The sequence below is a fragment of the Mycetocola sp. Y442 genome, assembly GCF_056898615.1.
Map to the genome: position 1 here is coordinate 357,488 of NZ_JBXHBV010000002.1, position 16,222 is coordinate 373,709.

Annotated in this window: 12 protein-coding genes; 10 read left to right on the top strand and 2 right to left on the bottom strand. The window is 64.7% G+C overall.

Annotated elements, in window-relative coordinates; genetic code table 11:
- Positions 1 to 46 precede the first annotated feature (46 nt).
- From AC1X6S_RS08390 to arfA, 9 genes are all read left to right on the top strand, one after another.
- Positions 47 to 1,012, top strand: a complete 966-nt coding sequence (locus AC1X6S_RS08390; protein ID WP_483405298.1) for a carbohydrate ABC transporter permease — start codon at positions 47 to 49, stop codon at positions 1,010 to 1,012.
- Positions 1,012 to 1,905, top strand: a complete 894-nt coding sequence (locus tag AC1X6S_RS08395) for a carbohydrate ABC transporter permease (RefSeq protein WP_483405299.1) — start codon at positions 1,012 to 1,014, stop codon at positions 1,903 to 1,905. The genes AC1X6S_RS08390 and AC1X6S_RS08395 overlap by 1 nt, the downstream gene beginning before the upstream one ends.
- 2 nt (positions 1,906 to 1,907) lie before the next feature.
- Positions 1,908 to 4,241: an alpha-xylosidase gene (yicI, locus tag AC1X6S_RS08400; protein ID WP_483405300.1), complete on the top strand. Its 2,334-nt coding sequence runs from the start codon at positions 1,908 to 1,910 to the stop codon at positions 4,239 to 4,241.
- Between the two features lie 179 nt (positions 4,242 to 4,420).
- Positions 4,421 to 5,602 (top strand): ROK family transcriptional regulator, encoded by a 1,182-nt coding sequence (locus tag AC1X6S_RS08405; RefSeq protein WP_483405301.1) that lies wholly within the window; start codon positions 4,421 to 4,423, stop codon positions 5,600 to 5,602.
- A gap of 212 nt (positions 5,603 to 5,814) precedes the next feature.
- Positions 5,815 to 7,047 carry a multidrug effflux MFS transporter gene (locus tag AC1X6S_RS08410; RefSeq protein WP_483405302.1) on the top strand — a complete coding sequence of 411 codons (1,233 nt, stop codon included), beginning with the start codon at positions 5,815 to 5,817 and terminating at the stop codon, positions 7,045 to 7,047.
- A gap of 132 nt (positions 7,048 to 7,179) precedes the next feature.
- The gene (locus AC1X6S_RS08415; RefSeq protein WP_483405303.1) at positions 7,180 to 9,510 is read left to right on the top strand and encodes a carbon starvation CstA family protein; all 2,331 of its coding nucleotides are present in this window, start codon (positions 7,180 to 7,182) and stop codon (positions 9,508 to 9,510) included.
- Positions 9,510 to 9,737: a YbdD/YjiX family protein gene (locus tag AC1X6S_RS08420; RefSeq protein WP_483405304.1), complete on the top strand. Its 228-nt coding sequence runs from the start codon at positions 9,510 to 9,512 to the stop codon at positions 9,735 to 9,737. Before AC1X6S_RS08415 ends, AC1X6S_RS08420 begins: the two co-directional genes overlap by 1 nt.
- 139 nt (positions 9,738 to 9,876) lie before the next feature.
- On the top strand, positions 9,877 to 10,890 hold the full coding sequence (locus tag AC1X6S_RS08425; RefSeq protein WP_483405305.1) for a LacI family DNA-binding transcriptional regulator: 1,014 nt from the start codon (positions 9,877 to 9,879) through the stop codon (positions 10,888 to 10,890).
- A 119-nt stretch (positions 10,891 to 11,009) separates the two neighbouring features.
- Positions 11,010 to 12,515, top strand: coding sequence for an arabinosylfuranosidase ArfA (gene arfA, locus AC1X6S_RS08430; protein ID WP_483405306.1), 1,506 nt, complete (start codon positions 11,010 to 11,012; stop codon positions 12,513 to 12,515).
- 85 nt (positions 12,516 to 12,600) lie between these two features.
- On the opposite strand, the gene AC1X6S_RS08435 is transcribed toward arfA, so the two are convergent.
- Together AC1X6S_RS08435 and AC1X6S_RS08440 are read right to left on the bottom strand one after the other, a co-directional pair.
- A complete protein-coding gene (locus AC1X6S_RS08435) occupies positions 12,601 to 13,374 on the bottom strand; it encodes a DUF2382 domain-containing protein (RefSeq protein WP_483405307.1) in 774 nt (257 codons plus the stop codon).
- 270 nt (positions 13,375 to 13,644) lie between these two features.
- Positions 13,645 to 14,646: a LacI family DNA-binding transcriptional regulator gene (locus AC1X6S_RS08440; protein ID WP_483405308.1), complete on the bottom strand. Its 1,002-nt coding sequence runs from the start codon at positions 14,644 to 14,646 to the stop codon at positions 13,645 to 13,647.
- A 277-nt stretch (positions 14,647 to 14,923) separates the two neighbouring features.
- Here AC1X6S_RS08440 and AC1X6S_RS08445 point away from each other — a divergent pair, with 277 nt between their 5' ends.
- Positions 14,924 to 16,210 carry an ABC transporter substrate-binding protein gene (locus AC1X6S_RS08445; protein WP_483405309.1) on the top strand — a complete coding sequence of 429 codons (1,287 nt, stop codon included), beginning with the start codon at positions 14,924 to 14,926 and terminating at the stop codon, positions 16,208 to 16,210.
- Positions 16,211 to 16,222: the final 12 nt, after the last annotated feature.

The following is a 16,222-nucleotide window of genomic DNA, read 5'->3' on the forward strand; positions in this document are numbered from 1 at the left end:
GCCGGTGACCCCGGCCCCTGCCACAACCAGCACGAAAGGACACAGCATGGCGACAGCATCGATCGATGCCCCCGCACGTGCCAGGACGAAACGCACGTCGCCAAGCCTGATCCCGGGGAGTAGATCGACCGCATTCTGGCCGTACCTCATCCCAGGGCTCGTGCTTCTCACCGTGATCATCCTCGTTCCGCTGGTCTGGAACGTTTACCTCACCTTCACCGACTACCGCGGCATCCGCCCACCGGAGTGGACGGGCCTCGACAACTGGATCAAGCTCGCCGGCGATGGAACCTTCTGGACCTCGTTCGGCAACTCCATTGCGATGATTCTCGCCATGGTGATCGTGCCGACGCTGCTCGGTCTTGTGCTCGCCGCCATGCTCTTTGACCTCATCGGCAAGAAGTTCGGTGGAAAGCTCGCCAGCTTCCTCCGTGCCACCTACTACCTCCCGCAGATCCTCCCCGGCGTGATCGCAGCGATCGTGATCGGGTGGATCCTTCGCCCACAGAACGGGGCGCTGAACCAGGTGCTCGAGGGCATCGGGCTCGGAAACCTCGCCTCCAACTGGCTCGGCGACCCGAGTACAGCGCTTCCCAGCATCATGGTCATCATGATCTGGGTGCAGCTCGGCTACCCCATCGTCATCTTCATGGCCGCGTTGCAGCGCGTCGACCCTGAACTCTATGAAGCGGCAGAACTGGATGGCGCGAACTGGTTCCAGCGGTTCAAGGCCATCACCGTCAGCATCATCCGGCCCGAGATCTTCGTTGTCACCCTGACCTGCACCATCGCGGCCCTCAAAGTCTTCGGCCCGATCTACGCGCTCACCGGTGGTGGCCCCGGCACATCGACGATCGTTCCGGCGTACTACGCATACAGCGAGTTCTTCCAGTCCCAGCAGGTCGGATACGGCGCAACCATCGCCACGGCCCTCACCATTGTCATCGCCGCCGTCTCGATTGTTTTCATCATCGCGCAGACCCGGCTCGAGCGTAAAGACGAGGAACGCTGATGTCGACAACACTGATCCCGCAGGAGACCCTGCTGCCGAAGAAACCCGTGAAACCACGCGGTGGGATGACTCGCAAGACGCCGTCCGACTGGCTCATCCTCGCCGTTGCAATCGCCCTCGGGCTCCTCATCGCCGTCCCGTTCTTCCTGATCCTGATCAACTCGTTTAAATCGCCCGCCGACTACACCGCAACCGGCCCGTTGTCGTTGCCTACCGAGCTGTACGTCGACGGCATAGTCAACTTCTGGGAGCGCGTGAACTTCCCCGAGAAGCTCTGGAACAGCTTCTTCATCTCGTCTGTTGTCGCCATTCTCGCGGTCGGGATCTCGATGCTGAACGCGTACGCGCTCGGTATCGGCCGGGTCAAGGGCCGCACCTGGATCGTGCTCGTTGTGCTCCTCGCCAACATGTTGCCGCAGGAAGTGCTGCTCTACCCGCTCTACTTCATGTTCAAGTCGGTCGGTCTCTACGACAACCAGTGGGCGGTCATCATCATTTTCGTGGTGATCCAGAGTGCGTTTGGAACGTACCTCCTGGCATCCGTTTACGGCACTTTTCCGAAGGAGATCCTCGAGGCGGCAGCGATCGACGGTGCGAGCAGGTGGACGATTCTGTGGAGAGTTGTCTTTCCTATTTCACGCCCGACACTGAGCGTGCTCCTCATCTTCTTCTTCATCTGGACCTGGAACGAGTTCCTCATCCCGCTCACCTTCCTCGTGTCGAACGCAGCGCAGACGGTTCCCGTCTCCATCGCCGTCCTGCAGGGGGACCGCTTGATGGACGTCACCACGACGAGCGCCTCGGCGCTCCTCGGCCTGCTGCCGACACTCATCTTCTTCCTCATCTTCCAACGCACCCTCACCAGAGGCATCACCGCAGGAGCAGTCAAGTAGTTATGAAATTCACCGACGGATTCTGGCACACCCGACCCGGCGTCTCCGCCCTCTACGCCGCAGAGGCGTACGACATCGACGCCGATGGCGATGCCATCCGCATCACAGCCCCGACGAAGGTGATCGAGCGTCGCGGTGATGTTCTCAACCGCGCGGTTTTGAGCGTGACCCTGTCCTCGCCCCTCGACGGCATCGTCCGCGTTCGCATCGAAAAGAACACGGGGGCCGCAACAGGGCCCGGTTTCGAGCTCGTCGGAGCGACCGATCCTGAGGTGGTTATCGAGACGACGGATGCCGGTGGCTCACTGACTGCCGGGCCGCTCACCGCCCGCATCGCACAGGGTGCACCGTGGAACCTGAGCTTCGAGGCGAACGGACGCACGCTCACTTCGAGCGGCCACAAGTCGATTGGACACCTCACCCTCGCGACCGACGCGCCGGTCACCACGGAACCCGCCGGAGTCTCCGGCGTCACGACCACCGGACTCGCACCGGCATCCGAATACCTCCACGGTCGACTGTCGCTCGGCGTCGGCGAACTTGTTTACGGACTCGGCGAGCGCTTCGGCCCGCTGGTCAAGAACGGCCAGACCATCGACATCTGGAATGCCGACGGCGGAACCTCGAGCGAGCAGTCCTACAAGAACGTCCCGTTCTACCTCACCAACCGCGGCTATGGCGTGCTCGTCAACCACCCCGAGCACGTCTCGTTCGAGGTCGGAACCGAGAGTGTCGAAGAGGTGCAGTTCTCGGTTGCGGGCGACGCCCTCGAGTACTTCGTCATCTACGGACCCACCCAGAAAGAGGTACTCGAGCGGTATACCCGCCTCACCGGCCGCCCCGCACGGGTGCCCGCCTGGTCGTACGGGCTCTGGCTGAGCACCTCGTTCACCACGCAGTACGACGAGGCAACGGTGTCGAGCTTCATCGACGGAATGGCCGAGCGCGACCTGCCGCTCAGCGTCTTCCACTTCGACTGCTTCTGGATGCGCGAGTTCAACTGGACCGACTTCGAGTGGGACCCCCGGGTCTTCCCCGACCCGGAGGGCATGCTCGGGCGTCTCCACGACAAGAACCTCCACGTCTCGGCCTGGATCAACCCATACATCGGCCAGCGCGCGGCGATCTTTGCCGAAGCCCGCGACGCCGGTTATCTGGTCAAGAAGCCCAACGGCGACGTCTGGCAGTGGGACATGTGGCAGGCCGGAATGGGCCTCGTTGACTTCACCAACCCGGATGCCACGGCCTGGTTCCAAACCAAGTTGCGTCGCCTGTTCGAACAGGGCGTCGACGCAATCAAAACCGACTTCGGCGAGCGCATTCCAACGGATGTGGTGTGGCACGACGGCAGCTCACCCGACGTCATGCACAACTGGTACACCCAGCTTTACAACAAAGCGGTGTTCGAGGTACTCGAGGAGTACCGCGGACAGGGCGACGCCGTGTTGTTCGCGCGGTCGGCAACCGTTGGCGGCCAGCAGCAACCCGTGCACTGGGGCGGAGATAACTCGTCGAGTTTCGAGTCGATGGCTGAGACGCTGCGCGGCGGTCTGTCGCTGGCGTTCAGCGGGTTCGGCTACTGGAGCCACGACATCGGCGGGTTCGAAGGAATGCCTGACGCCGCTGTCTTCAAGCGCTGGGTCGCGTTCGGCCTGATGTCGAGCCACTCCCGCCTGCACGGCTCCACGAGCTACCGGGTGCCGTGGCTGTTCGACGACGGCACCGAGGCCGAGGGGCAGAGCGCCGTCGATGTGACCCGCAGGTTCACGAAACTCAAGCTCGAACTCATGCCGTACCTGTATTCGGTCGGTCTTGAGGCGCACCGCACCGGCACACCGTTCATGCGGCCGATGCAGCTCGAGTTCGACGGCGATCCCGCCGTTGACTACCTCGACCGGCAGTACCTGCTCGGACCAGACCTGCTCGTCGCGCCGGTGTTCAGCGAGGCCGGTGACGTCCAGTACTACCTGCCGGCCGGAACCTGGACGAACTACCTCACCGGCGAAACCGTCGAAGGGCCGGAATGGCGTCGGGAGACCCACGCGTTCGACAGCATTCCGCTCTGGGTGCGCGGCGGTGCCGTGCTCGTCACCGGATCCCGCTCCGACCGGCCGGACTACGACTACACGAACGACGCACTCGTCACCGTGTATCCGGGCTTCACCGGAACGACGACTGTCGACGTCCAGAACCCGCTGGATGGAACATCCGTCACTCTCACCGTCACCGCGAGCGGCGACGCCCTCACGGTGACAAGCGATGCGGATGCTCCCTTCCGCGCTCGCCGGGCAGGCGGCGAGGTGGTGACCGCGAACGAACGACAGGCCGATCTGTGAGCGCCCGCGACGCCGGATGGCGCGAAGCGTGGTCATTTTCCCGACTATGGGGACCAGGCGTCCGGCGATTCCACGACGTTGGTATCGTTCGATGAAGGAATGACACCTCGGACGCTCGCTCCCGACAGCGCGCTCTCGTACGCAGAACGTGGCAGGAGCCACAGAATCCTGAGCTGACAGTGAATAATCGCGGCACCAACCTCGATACCGTCCGTCGGTACAACCTGTCGCGAATCCTTGGACTCGTTCATCGGGAGGGCGCGCTCTCGCGGTCGACGCTCACCCGCGAGACGGGGCTCAACCGGTCGACCGTTGCCGCACTCGTCACGGAGCTCACCGCACTGCGGCTGGTCGTCGAGGCTGAGCCGGACGTCAATCGTGGCGTCGGGCGCCCGTCGCCCGTCGTTCGCCCGCACCCCGATTGTGTTGCTTTCGCCGTCAACCCCGAGCAGGATGCCATCAGCATCGGTGTCGTGCGGATGAACGGTGCCGTCGTTGAGCGGATCCGCCACGAAATCGACGCGCCGCTCGGTGTTGACGAGACGGTGCGCGTGACCGCCGGCCTCATCGCCGAACTGCGGTCGCGCCTGCCAGCGGACGCCGTCGTCGCAGGGGTCGGTGTTGCCGTCCCCGGCCTCGTCAGGTCCGGAGACGGCGTCGTTCGGCTTGCCCCTCACCTCGGCTGGGTCGACGAGCCGGTCGCGTCGTTGCTGTCGGATGCCACGGGGTACGTCTCGCGAGCAGCCAACGATGCGAGCCTCGGCGCGCTGGCGGAGCACACCTTCGGTGCTGGCCGCGGAGTGGACGACCTGATCTACCTCAACGGTGGCGCCTCGGGCATCGGTGGCGGTGTCATCGTGAACGGCGCGCCACTTCGCGGTGTCGGCGGATACGCGGGGGAGTTCGGGCACAACCTCGTCACGGCGCCGGATGGTCCGGGCCAGCCGTCAACGGGTGGCGCACTCGAGGACGAGGTCAACCGCGCCCGTCTGCTCGAACTCCTCGAGTTGCGGTCGGCGGACCCAGCTCAATTCGAGGAAGCGCTCTTCTCATCGACGTCGCCCGAGCTGCGCACCGAAGCCGTGCGCCAGCTCGGCATCCTGAGCATCGCGCTCCGCAACGCGATCAATGTGCTCAACCCGGAGCTCGTCGTGCTCGGTGGTTTCCTGGCGTCGCTGCACGCGTTCGACCCCGACCTGCTCGAAGCACTCGTCGCTGAACAGACCCTGGCCGCCTCCTACGAATCGGTCAGGATCGTGCGCGCGCAACTGGGCCCGGACCTGCTGCTGATTGGCGCAGCGCAGCTTGCCTTCGAGCCCCTCATCGAGGACCCCGCCCGGCTCGCAGCCCGGACCGCCTGACCGCAAGGGCCCGCTCACGCTGGGGCTTCTTGTGTCGGTTCGTGACGATAAATTCCGGACCCGCCGCCGTCAAGGGTTTCCCCCGATCGAATCGATTCGATATTATTGCCGACGCTGGGAATAACCCGCCGTCCCGCCGCGGTTACGGTCAGGGTCCCGGCACTCTCGCCCGTGGGATGCTCGGCCCGCTGAAGATCTAGGACCCCTCTCAAGTGACCTCTACCGTTGTGCATCCCGGTGACGCGCTGACCCGCCGTCAGCGACTCGTCTACATCGTCGTTCTCGGTGCGCTCACCGCGCTCGGGCCGTTCACCATCGACCTGTATCTCCCCGCGTTCCCCGTGCTCGAATCGGAACTCGACGTTCCGGCATCCCTCATTCAGCTGACCCTCACCGGAACCACCATCGGCTTCGCCCTCGGGCAGCTGTTCATGGGGCCGTGGAGCGACAAGGTTGGCCGACGGCTTCCGCTCATTCTCGCGACGAGCGTGCACATCGCTGCGAGCGTCGGAGCGGCGTTCGCCCCCGACATCCTCTGGCTCAGCATCTTCCGGGTACTGCAGGGGGCCGGCGCCGCTGCCGGCGGTGTCGTCGCCATGGCCATGGTGCGCGACCTGTTCGGTGGAAAACCGCTGGTACGGATGCTGTCGCGCCTGGCCCTCGTGAACGGCCTCGCTCCTGTCCTGGCACCGGTGATCGGTTCACAGCTGCTGCTCTTCCTCGACTGGCGTGGTCTTTTCGTCTTCCTGGCGCTGTACGGCGTCGTCGTGATCCTCGCGGTGACGGTGTTCATCGTGGAGACGCTGCCCCCGGAGAAGAGGCACGGTTCGGGCCACTCGACGGTGCGCGACCGGTATCGATCGGTCTTCACCGACAGGGTGTTCGTCGGCGTCGCTGTGATCGGCGGAATGAGCTTCTCCGGCCTGTTCGCGTACCTGTCGAGTTCGTCGTTTCTGTTCCAGGAGTTGTACGGGCTCGACCCACAGCAGTACGGCTTCCTCTTCGGGATCAACTCGATCGGCATCGTCATCGGCGTGCAGGTCTCGTCGAGGCTCATGCGCTCGATCGGTCCGCAGTGGATTCTCGCGGTAACGACAGCTGTTCAAGCGCTGACTGCCCTCGCCATCATCGTGCTGGCACAGACCGGTGGGGGGTTCCTCGGCGTCCTGATTCCGCTGTTCTTCTTCATCATGGCCGCCGGCTTCGGGTTCCCCGCTGTGCAGGTTCTCGCGCTCGTCAACCACGGGCACGAAGCTGGCACTGCAGCCTCGCTCCTCGGTGCTCTCAACTTCGGCCTTGCCGGACTGATCTCACCGATCGTCGGTGTGCTCGGTATCGACTCAGCGGTCCCGATGGGCTCAGTCATGCTCGCGACGGCCCTCGTGTCCGTCGCTTCGGTGTGGCTCATTGTGCGCCCACGGACGGTCCCTGCGCTCGTCGGCTAGCGCGTCGGCCACCGGCTTGGCGAGACACGCCGGGAGCCACCCGTTCGGGGGCTGTCGAGTTGTACCATCGGAACATCCGCACGCCGTTGTGCGGGACGGGCGAGCACCGACACTGCGATCCGAGGGGTTCCGATGGGCAACGACGCCGGCCAGAGCAAGCGCAACAGGACAAGCCGCACGGGCAACGGTCCAGGACTATCGGGCGAATCGCCGGATTCCGCCGTTCTCCAGCAGGACCCGGCGCTCCCACCCGTCGCCGTTCCCGACGACGAACGCGAAGCCGACGAGCGCAGGTGGACGCCGCCGAAGATCATCCTCTGGGTAGCCATTGCGCTGCTCGGTGGACTGGCGTGGGTGATGCTCGCCATCGTGCGGGGTGAAACCGTCAACGCGATCTGGTTCGTCTTCGCCGCCGTGTGCACCTACCTCATCGCCTACCGGTTCTACTCCAAGTTCATCGAGCGCGTGATCACGAGGCCGGACGACCGGCGAGCAACTCCCGCCGAATACAAAGCCAACGGCAAGGACTACGTCCCGACCGACCGCCGTGTGCTCTTCGGCCACCACTTCGCTGCGATCGCCGGAGCCGGCCCGCTCGTCGGTCCCGTCCTCGCCGCGCAGATGGGTTACCTGCCCGGCACGCTGTGGATCATCGTCGGCGTCATCCTCGCCGGGGCTGTGCAGGACTACCTCGTCCTCTTCTTCTCCACCCGCCGCGGCGGGCGATCGCTCGGCCAGATGGCTCGCGATCAGCTCGGCAGGGTCGGCGGGACCGCGGCGATCATCGCCACACTCGTCATCATGGTCATCATCGTGGCCATCCTGGCGCTCGTCGTCGTCAACGCTCTCGCCGAGAGCCCGTGGGGTGTCTTCAGCGTTTCGATGACCATCCCGATCGCGCTCTTCATGGGCGTGTACCTGCGGTTCCTTCGGCCGGGCAGGATCACCGAGGTCTCGATCATCGGCTTTGTGCTCCTGCTCGCCGCCATCATCGGCGGCGGCATGGTCGCGGACACCGCGTGGGGCGCAGCGGTCTTCACCCTCGACCGCACCACGATCGCCTGGGGCATCATCATCTACGGCTTTATCGCCGCTATCCTCCCGGTCTGGCTGTTGCTCGCGCCGCGCGATTACCTGTCGACGTTCATGAAGATCGGAACGATCCTCATGCTCGCCCTGGCCATCGTGATCGTCCGCCCCGAGATCACCGTCCCTGCGTTCAGCGAGTTCGCGAGCAACCCGGCCGGTGGTCCCGTCGTGCCAGGGTCGCTGTTCCCGTTCCTGTTCGTCACCATCGCGTGTGGCGCGCTCTCCGGATTCCACGCGCTGATCGCATCCGGAACCACACCGAAGCTCCTCGAGAAAGAGCGCCAAAGCCGGTTCATCGGTTACGGCGGGATGCTCATGGAGAGCTTCGTCGCCATCATGGCGCTCGTGGCGGCGATCTCGATCGACCGTGGGCTCTACTTCGCCATGAACATTTCGGCGGCGAACACCCTCGGTACCGTCGAGGGGGCTGTCGCCTACGTCAACTCGCTCGGACTGACCGGAGTGAACCTCACGCCGGAGCTGCTCGAGGAGACCGCGAGGAACGTGGGTGAGGAGAGCATTGTCTCCCGCACCGGTGGAGCACCGACCCTCGCCGTCGGGCTCGCGCACATCATGCAGCAGCTCATCGGCGGCGTCGGACTGATGAGCTTCTGGTACCACTTCGCGATCATGTTCGAGGCGCTGTTCATCCTGACAGCCGTCGACGCCGGCACCCGGGTCGCCCGGTTCATGCTGCAGGACTCGATCGGCAACATCTTCCCGAAGTTCAAGGACGCGAGCTGGACGCTCGGAGCGTGGTTCTGCACGGCCATCATGGTTGCGGCGTGGGGAGCGATCCTGATCATGGGGGTCACCGACCCGCTTGGCGGGATCAATACCCTGTTCCCGCTGTTTGGCATCGCGAACCAGTTGCTCGCCGCGATCGCCCTCGCCGTCTGCCTCGCCATCGTTGCCGACCGCGGCTACTTCAAATACCTCTGGGTCGTGGCGCTTCCCCTCGCCTTCGCCACGGTGGTCACCGTGACGGCGTCGCTGTTCAAGATCTTCTCACCGGTCCCCGCCGTCGGTTACTGGGCACAGAACGCGGCGTTCAGGGAGGCGCTCGCCGCGGGGGAGGAGACCTTCGGAACGGCGACGAGTCGAGAGGCGATGGAGGCGGTCGTGCGCAACACGGTCGTCCAGGGCACCCTGTCCATTCTGTTCGTCGTCCTGACGGTCATCGTCATCGCGATCGCTGTGTTCCGGACGGTGCGCGCGTTCCAGAACGGCGGAGGAGTCAACACCGAGGACCCCGCCATTCCCTCGAGGATCTTCGGGCCGTCCGGCTTGATCACGACGAAACCGGAGAAGCGCATCCAGAAGCTCTGGGACGAGCTGCCGGCCGCCGAGCGCCGAGAGAAGGCGAAGCACTGATGGCCGGCTCGCTGGTGGCCAGGGCGCCCGCGGTGCGTGCGATGGTGCACAACGGCCTGGCCTCGATCGTCCGCTACGTCCGCGCGGTCATGGGCGATAACGCATACGAGGTGTACGTCGCACACCACCGGAGCGCCCACCCCGGCGTCCCACCGATGCCGGAGAAGCTGTTCTGGCGGGAGCGCGACGACGTCAGGGACCGTGAGCCGCAGGGGCGCTGTTGCTGAGCACGTGCGCTCACCGGGGCCATTGTGGCCTGCGGAGATGCCGCCGGGCACGGTACACGCACCGGGACGACGTGCGACGTTGTAGGTTCTTTAGCAGATGACGGTTCACGGGCAGCGTTCCGGGGGAGGGCGGGCTTCGATGGCCACAACACTGCACGACGTCGCCACCCTCGCCGGTGTCTCGATCAAGACCGTGTCGAACGTGGTCAACGACTATGAACACGTCAGGCCCGCCACACGCGAGCGGGTCCTCAAGGCCATCGCCGAGCTCGGGTACAAGCCGAACCTCTCCGCACGTAGTCTGCGGTCGGGGCGGACGGGCGTCATCGGTCTTGCCCTGCCTGAACTCAGCCTGAGCTACTTCGCGGAGCTCGCGGATGCCGTCATCAAGGCTGCGGAACGTCGCCACCTGGTCGTGCTCATCGAACAGACCGCCGGCGGTGACCGCACCAGGGAGATCGAAATGCTCTCGAGCCCCCGGCTGCAGCTGACGGACGGCCTCATCTTCAGCCCGCTTGGCATGGGCCCGGACGACCTCGCCTTGCTCGATGTGCCGTACCCGCTCGTGCTGCTCGGCGAGCGGATTTTCGACGGCCCCGCCGATCACGTCACCATGCGCAACGTCGAGGCGGCGAAGGCCGCGACCAGGCACCTGATCGACGCCGGCCGGTCGAGGATCGCCGTTCTCGGAGCGCACGAGGGGGAACTGGTCGGGTCAGCCTCGCTGAGATTGCGGGGATATCGGGAGGCGCTCGCCGACGCCGGCATCCCGTTCGACGAGGGACTCATCGGCTACGCGGGGCTCTGGCACCGGCGCAATGGAGCGGAGGCGATGCGCGCGATGCTCGCGTCCGGCGTTCGCTTCGACGCGGTCTTCGGGCTCAATGACACGCTCGCCCTCGGTGCGATGAGGGTGCTCCAGGAGGCGGGGCTCCGGGTTCCCGCCGACGTCGCCGTGATCGGATTCGACGACCTCGACGAGGCGAAATACTCGCTGCCGACGCTGTCGACCATCGACCCTGGTCGCAATGAGATCGCCGACACCGCCGTGCGTGTGCTGGCCGAGCGCATCGATAACCGGCTGGAGCCGCACACGCCCCGGCGGTACCTGACCGACTTCCGGGTGATCCCACGGGAGTCAACCGCCGTGTGAGCGTTCCGCGGCGCACCAGCCGGAATCAAGCGAGTACCGCAGGCACACTTGACCATCCGCTCACGCGCCGCCACTATGGGTACTGCATTTACAACGTTGTATAGAAGGGCAGTCATCCAGTGACCACCGCACGAATTGCCATCGACCGAACAGCGGTCGTCGCGCCACTCAACCGCCGTATCTTCGGCTCGTTCGTTGAGCACCTGGGCCGGTGCGTGTACGACGGCATCTATGAACCAGGGCACCCGACAGCCAACGACGACGGCTTCCGCCTCGACGTGGTCGAGCTGGTCAAGGAGCTCGGCTCAAGCACCATCCGTTATCCCGGCGGCAACTTTGTCTCCGGCTACCGGTGGGAAGACGGCGTCGGTCCGAAGGACAGCCGCCCGGTGCGCCGCGACCTCGCCTGGCACGCTCTCGAGTCCAACCAGGTCGGCACGGACGAGTTCGCCCGCTGGTGCAGGCTCACCGGCTCGGAACTGATGATGGCCGTGAACCTCGGCACCCGCGGGATCGACGCTGCCCTCGACCTGCTCGAGTACGCCAACCACCCGTCGGGCACGGCGCTCAGCGACCAGCGCGTGGCCAACGGATCCCCCGAGCCCCACAACATCCGTATGTGGTGCCTGGGCAACGAGATGGATGGCCCCTGGCAGACCGGCTACATGACCGCGGATGATTACGGCAAGCTCGCCGCACGGACCGCGCAGGCCATGAAGGCTGCGGACAAGGACCTCGAACTCGTGGTTTGCGGTTCGAGCGGCTCGAGCATGCCGACCTTCGGCGACTGGGAGCGCACGGTTCTCGAGCACAGCTACGAGCACGTTGACTACATCTCCTGCCACGCCTATTACCAGGAGCGCAGGGGTGACCTCGGTTCATTCCTCGCGTCGTCGCTCGAGATGCAGTACTTCATTGAAACCGTCGTCGCCACCGCCGACCACGTCGGCAACAAGCTGCGCAGCAAGAAGAAGATCAAGCTCTCCTTCGACGAGTGGAACGTCTGGTACCTCGACGAGCACCAGGCGTCGGATGAGGTCAACGATGAGTGGCGTTATGCGCCGCGGCAACTGGAAGACGTGTACTCAGTTGCGGATGCCGTTGTGCTGGGAAACCTGCTGATCACGCTCCTGAAGAACCACGACCGCGTGGCATCCGCATCTCTCGCGCAGCTGGTCAATGTGATCGCCCCGATCATGACCGAGCCGGGTGGGGGAGCCTGGCGCCAGACGACGTTCTTCCCGTTCTCCGTCACGTCCCGGCTCGCGAAGGGCGATGTCCTGCGCCCGCGGATCGACGTTGGAACGTACGACACCGAGGTGTATGGCGCGGCGCCACTGGTCGACGCGGTTGCCACCGCCGATGGCGAGTCGGGCACGAGTGCGCTGTTCCTCGTCAACCGGAGCCAGACCGAGGCGATCGAGGTGAGCGTCGACCTCGCGTCACTGAACGCCGCCACCATCACCGAGGCGGTCACGCTCCACGATGACGACGTCTACGCGAAGAACACGATCGATGACCGCGAGCGGGTCGGGCTGCGCGAACTCGATGGTGCGGTGCTCGCTGACGGCGTTCTCACGGTGACGCTGCCGCCCGTGTCCTGGTCGGCGGTGGCTCTCGCCTGATCGGTAGGCGCACACGTGGGCTCCAGACCCTGCCGGGTCTGGAGCCCACGTTGTGTATACCGGCAGGTGCTCGACCTGCGGTGACTTACCTGGTCGTTGTGTCGCGACCGTCGGTGTCGAGCTCGATCTCTTCCTTGCGAACGTTCTCGCTGACGTTCTGCTGTTCGGTGACGCGCTCCTTGTCGAGCTTTACGCGCTCCACCGGCACCGTCTCTTTCTCGACGACCACGCGCTCCTCGGTGAGCACGACCTCGTGCTCTTCCTCGCTGATGTCCGGACCGGAGAGAGCATCGGCCGCGTTGGCGTCCGTGATCGGCTCCCGCTCGAGCCTGACCTCTTCGTGTGTGACCGGAACAGTGACATTCTGCTCCTCCGTAACGACGTACTTGCGAAGTCGCGCCCGCCCCGTCTGCACCTGCTCGGTCCCGACGTGGAGCTGCTCCTCTGACCTCGTCATCGCGGAGTCGGTGTTGGGTCCCGAGGTGTCGTGCCCGACCGTTGCATCCGTGTTCCGAGTCTCGGTGTCGTTCGACTGTGTCGCCGGGGTGTAGTCCCGGCTGTAATAGGTGTACAGCTGCTGCTCCTCCTCGGGGCTGAACGCTCCCTCTGGTTCGATGCGCGGAGCATCCTTCACGAAGTCCTTGTCGTACGACACGTGAACCTGTTCACCAGCGAACGTTGCGTCCTCCAGTGGAACGAAGGACTCAGAGGTGCCGAACAACCCGGTGCTGACGCTCGCCCATTCCAGGTGACCATCCTGCGGATCGACGTAGATTTGTCCGACTTTTCCGATCTTGTCCCCGTTGGGGTCGAGGACTGTTGCGCCAATCAGGCTGCCGGTTGCGTTCGAATCAATCATTTTCGTTCTCATTTCCTCGTTGTCCCTACCCGGTGCCGGGCAGGGTTCTTCGCCTGGGCGAAGGCACGACGAACGTTCCCCTGCACGCGGGTGGATTGCGTGCGGAAAGACAGCGACTCACGGATCGCCTCGGGTTGAACGGGTCGTGGTCAGCAAGTATGCGACTGAGAATTGCTCATGTCGCGGGCTTGACACGTGCGAGTCGGGGATCGACTATGTCGCTCGGCTATGTCGCTCGAGTCCGGGTCGACCAGTCGGTGTGGCTGTGGCCTACGCGCCGGGAGCAGCCGTTGTCGCTCGCCGGACCAGTGCGGTCGGGAGCCTGATGTGCATTTCGGCGGGGTGCTGACCCTCCATGAGCGCGAGCAGGAGGCCAACGGCATCCTCGCCGAGTTGCTGCATGGACTGGCGGATCGTCGTCAGTGGCGGTGAGAGCCTCGCCGCCTCGGGGATGTCGTCGAAGCCGACAACCGAGAGGTCGCCTGGCACCGTGAGACCGAGGCTTGCGGCCGTCTCAACAACCGCGATGGCGGACAGGTCGTTCGCCGCGAAGATCGCCGTCGGCCGCTCCGGACCGCCGAGGAGCGATGCGGTGCTTTCCTTCGCCGTGTCCTGCTGGTAGAACCCGACCCGGACGAGGTCCTGCCGGAACGGGATGCCGGCCTCCTTGAGGCCCTGGCGGTAACCGGCCTCGCGGAGTCGTGATGACCGGAGGTCGGGCCTGCCGGCGACGAACCCGACGCGCCGATGCCCCAGCTGGATCAGGTGCCGTGTCGCGAGCAGCGCGCCGCCGAAGTTGTCGGACTCGACGGTGGGAAGGTCAGCGGGACCGGCGTGCGGGTCGATCGCCACGATGGGAATGTCGGAGGATGCGCCGAGGACCGTTGGGGTGACCATGATGGCGCCGTCGATGAGCGTTCCGCTCAGCCTGGAGAGTGAACGGCGCTCCCAGCCTGCGCTGTCGCGCTGTCGCGACCCGCTGTATGCGAGCAGATCGAGTTCGGAGTCCTTGAGCGCGATGCTGACGCCCTTGAGGATCTCAGCGCTGAACGGCTCGAAGTCGGCCACGAGCACTCCGATAACGCCGGTGCGCCGTGACCGCATGCTGCTCGCGACGAGACTTGACGCGTACCCCAGCTTCTCCACGGCATCCATGACCCGTCGCGACGTGTCCACCGCGATCCCGTACCGGCCGTTGACGGCTTTCGACACGGTTGCGACCGAGACGCCTGCCTCCCTGGCTACGTCGTGGATTGTCGCTCGTCGAGTCATAGGGCAGACACTAGCACCCGTGGAAAAGGTTTTCGAAAACGTTTGACACTGAGCTCGGGACTTGCAAAACTTCGAGGGTTCGTTCGCTTCAGCATGGGTACGACCGTCGTGATTTCCGTTGGGATTCCGTCGGCATCCCGACCACATGCCAGGCGGTCGGGCTCTCGTCGCATCCACAGCAAAGGACCGCGGCAGTGAGAAACTCCGGCAACCCCAGCCGGTGAAGCACCGACGGCGTCCATGGCGGACGTCGCTCAAAGAAGAGAACAGGTGAGAAATGAAGACACGTAAAGTCCTCGCCGGGTCCGCAGTCATGATGGCTGCCGCGCTCGCATTGAGTGCATGCGGAAACGCAGATGCCGGGTCAAGCGACGGATCCGTCGAGATGACTCTGTGGCAGAACTCGACAACGGGCCCGGGAAAAGAATTCTGGGACAAGACCGTTGCCGACTTCGAGAAGGAGAACGACGGCGTAAAGATCAAGATCCAGTCGATCCAGAACGAAGACCTCGACGGAAAGCTCCAGACGGCGCTCAACTCGGGCGACGCTCCGGATATCTTCCTGCAGCGCGGAGGCGGCAAGATGGCCGCCATGGTGGCTGCCGGACAGCTCATGGACCTGACCGACAAGCTGTCTGACACGGCAAAGGAAGAGATCCCCGAGGGATCATTCAAGGCCAACACGCTCGAAGACAAGATCTACGCAATGCCCGTCGCCGTACTCCCCGGCGGTCTGTTCTACAGCCAGGACCTCTTCACTGCAGCGGGCATCACCGAGACGCCTACGACCATCGAAGACCTCGAGGTCGCTGCAACCAAGCTCAAGGAAAGCGGCGTTCAGCCGATCGCCCTTGGCGCCAAGGACGCATGGCCTGCAGCGCACTGGTACTACCACTTCGCACTCCGCGCCTGCTCGCCCGAGACCCTGGCCAAGGCTGCAGACGAGAAGGACTTCACGGCATCCTGCTGGGAAGACGCAGCTCAGGAGCTGGCTGACTTCGCCGGAACCGAACCGTTCAACGACGGCTTCCTCACCACCTCCGCCCAGCAGGGCGCTGGCAGCTCAGCTGGACTCCTCGCCAACCACCAGGCCGGCATGGAGCTCATGGGCGCATGGAACCCCGGAGTGATCGCTTCGCTCACCCCCGACGAGAAGCCGCTTGCCGACCTCGCCTGGTTCCCGTTCCCCGAGGTTTCGGGTGGAGAGGGCGAGCCCGGCTCGGTCCTCGGTGGTGTTGACGGTTACTCGTGTGGTGCTGACGCGCCGGCCGAGTGTGTTGACTTCCTCAACTACCTCGCTACGGCTGACGTGCAGAAGGAGTACTACGCAGCATTCAACGCTCCTCCGGTCAACACTGTTGCCCAGGAAGCCGTTACTGAGCCGTACCTGAAGCAGATCCTCGAAACGTACAACGCAGCACCGTACGTCTCGCAGTGGCTCGACACCGTCTACGGACTCAACATCGGTAACGCGCTGAACGTGGCCGTTGTCGACCTGCTCGCCGGCAAGACCGACGCCAAGGGCCTCGTCTCTGCCGTCAACGACGCAGCCAAGAAGGGCTAGGTTCGCCGCATT

Bases quoted from the DNA above. Each gene is read 5' to 3' on its own strand.
- AC1X6S_RS08390 (WP_483405298.1), top strand. From the start codon at position 47: ATGGCGACAGCATCGATCGATGCCCCCGCACGTGCCAGGACGAAACGC.
- AC1X6S_RS08395 (WP_483405299.1), top strand. From the start codon at position 1,012: ATGTCGACAACACTGATCCCGCAGGAGACCCTGCTGCCGAAGAAACCC.
- yicI (WP_483405300.1), top strand. From the start codon at position 1,908: ATGAAATTCACCGACGGATTCTGGCACACCCGACCCGGCGTCTCCGCC.
- AC1X6S_RS08415 (WP_483405303.1), top strand. From the start codon at position 7,180: ATGGGCAACGACGCCGGCCAGAGCAAGCGCAACAGGACAAGCCGCACG.
- AC1X6S_RS08420 (WP_483405304.1), top strand. From the start codon at position 9,510: ATGGCCGGCTCGCTGGTGGCCAGGGCGCCCGCGGTGCGTGCGATGGTG.
- AC1X6S_RS08425 (WP_483405305.1), top strand. From the start codon at position 9,877: ATGGCCACAACACTGCACGACGTCGCCACCCTCGCCGGTGTCTCGATC.
- AC1X6S_RS08435 (WP_483405307.1), bottom strand. From the start codon at position 13,374: ATGATTGATTCGAACGCAACCGGCAGCCTGATTGGCGCAACAGTCCTC.
- AC1X6S_RS08440 (WP_483405308.1), bottom strand. From the start codon at position 14,646: ATGACTCGACGAGCGACAATCCACGACGTAGCCAGGGAGGCAGGCGTC.
- AC1X6S_RS08445 (WP_483405309.1), top strand. From the start codon at position 14,924: ATGAAGACACGTAAAGTCCTCGCCGGGTCCGCAGTCATGATGGCTGCC.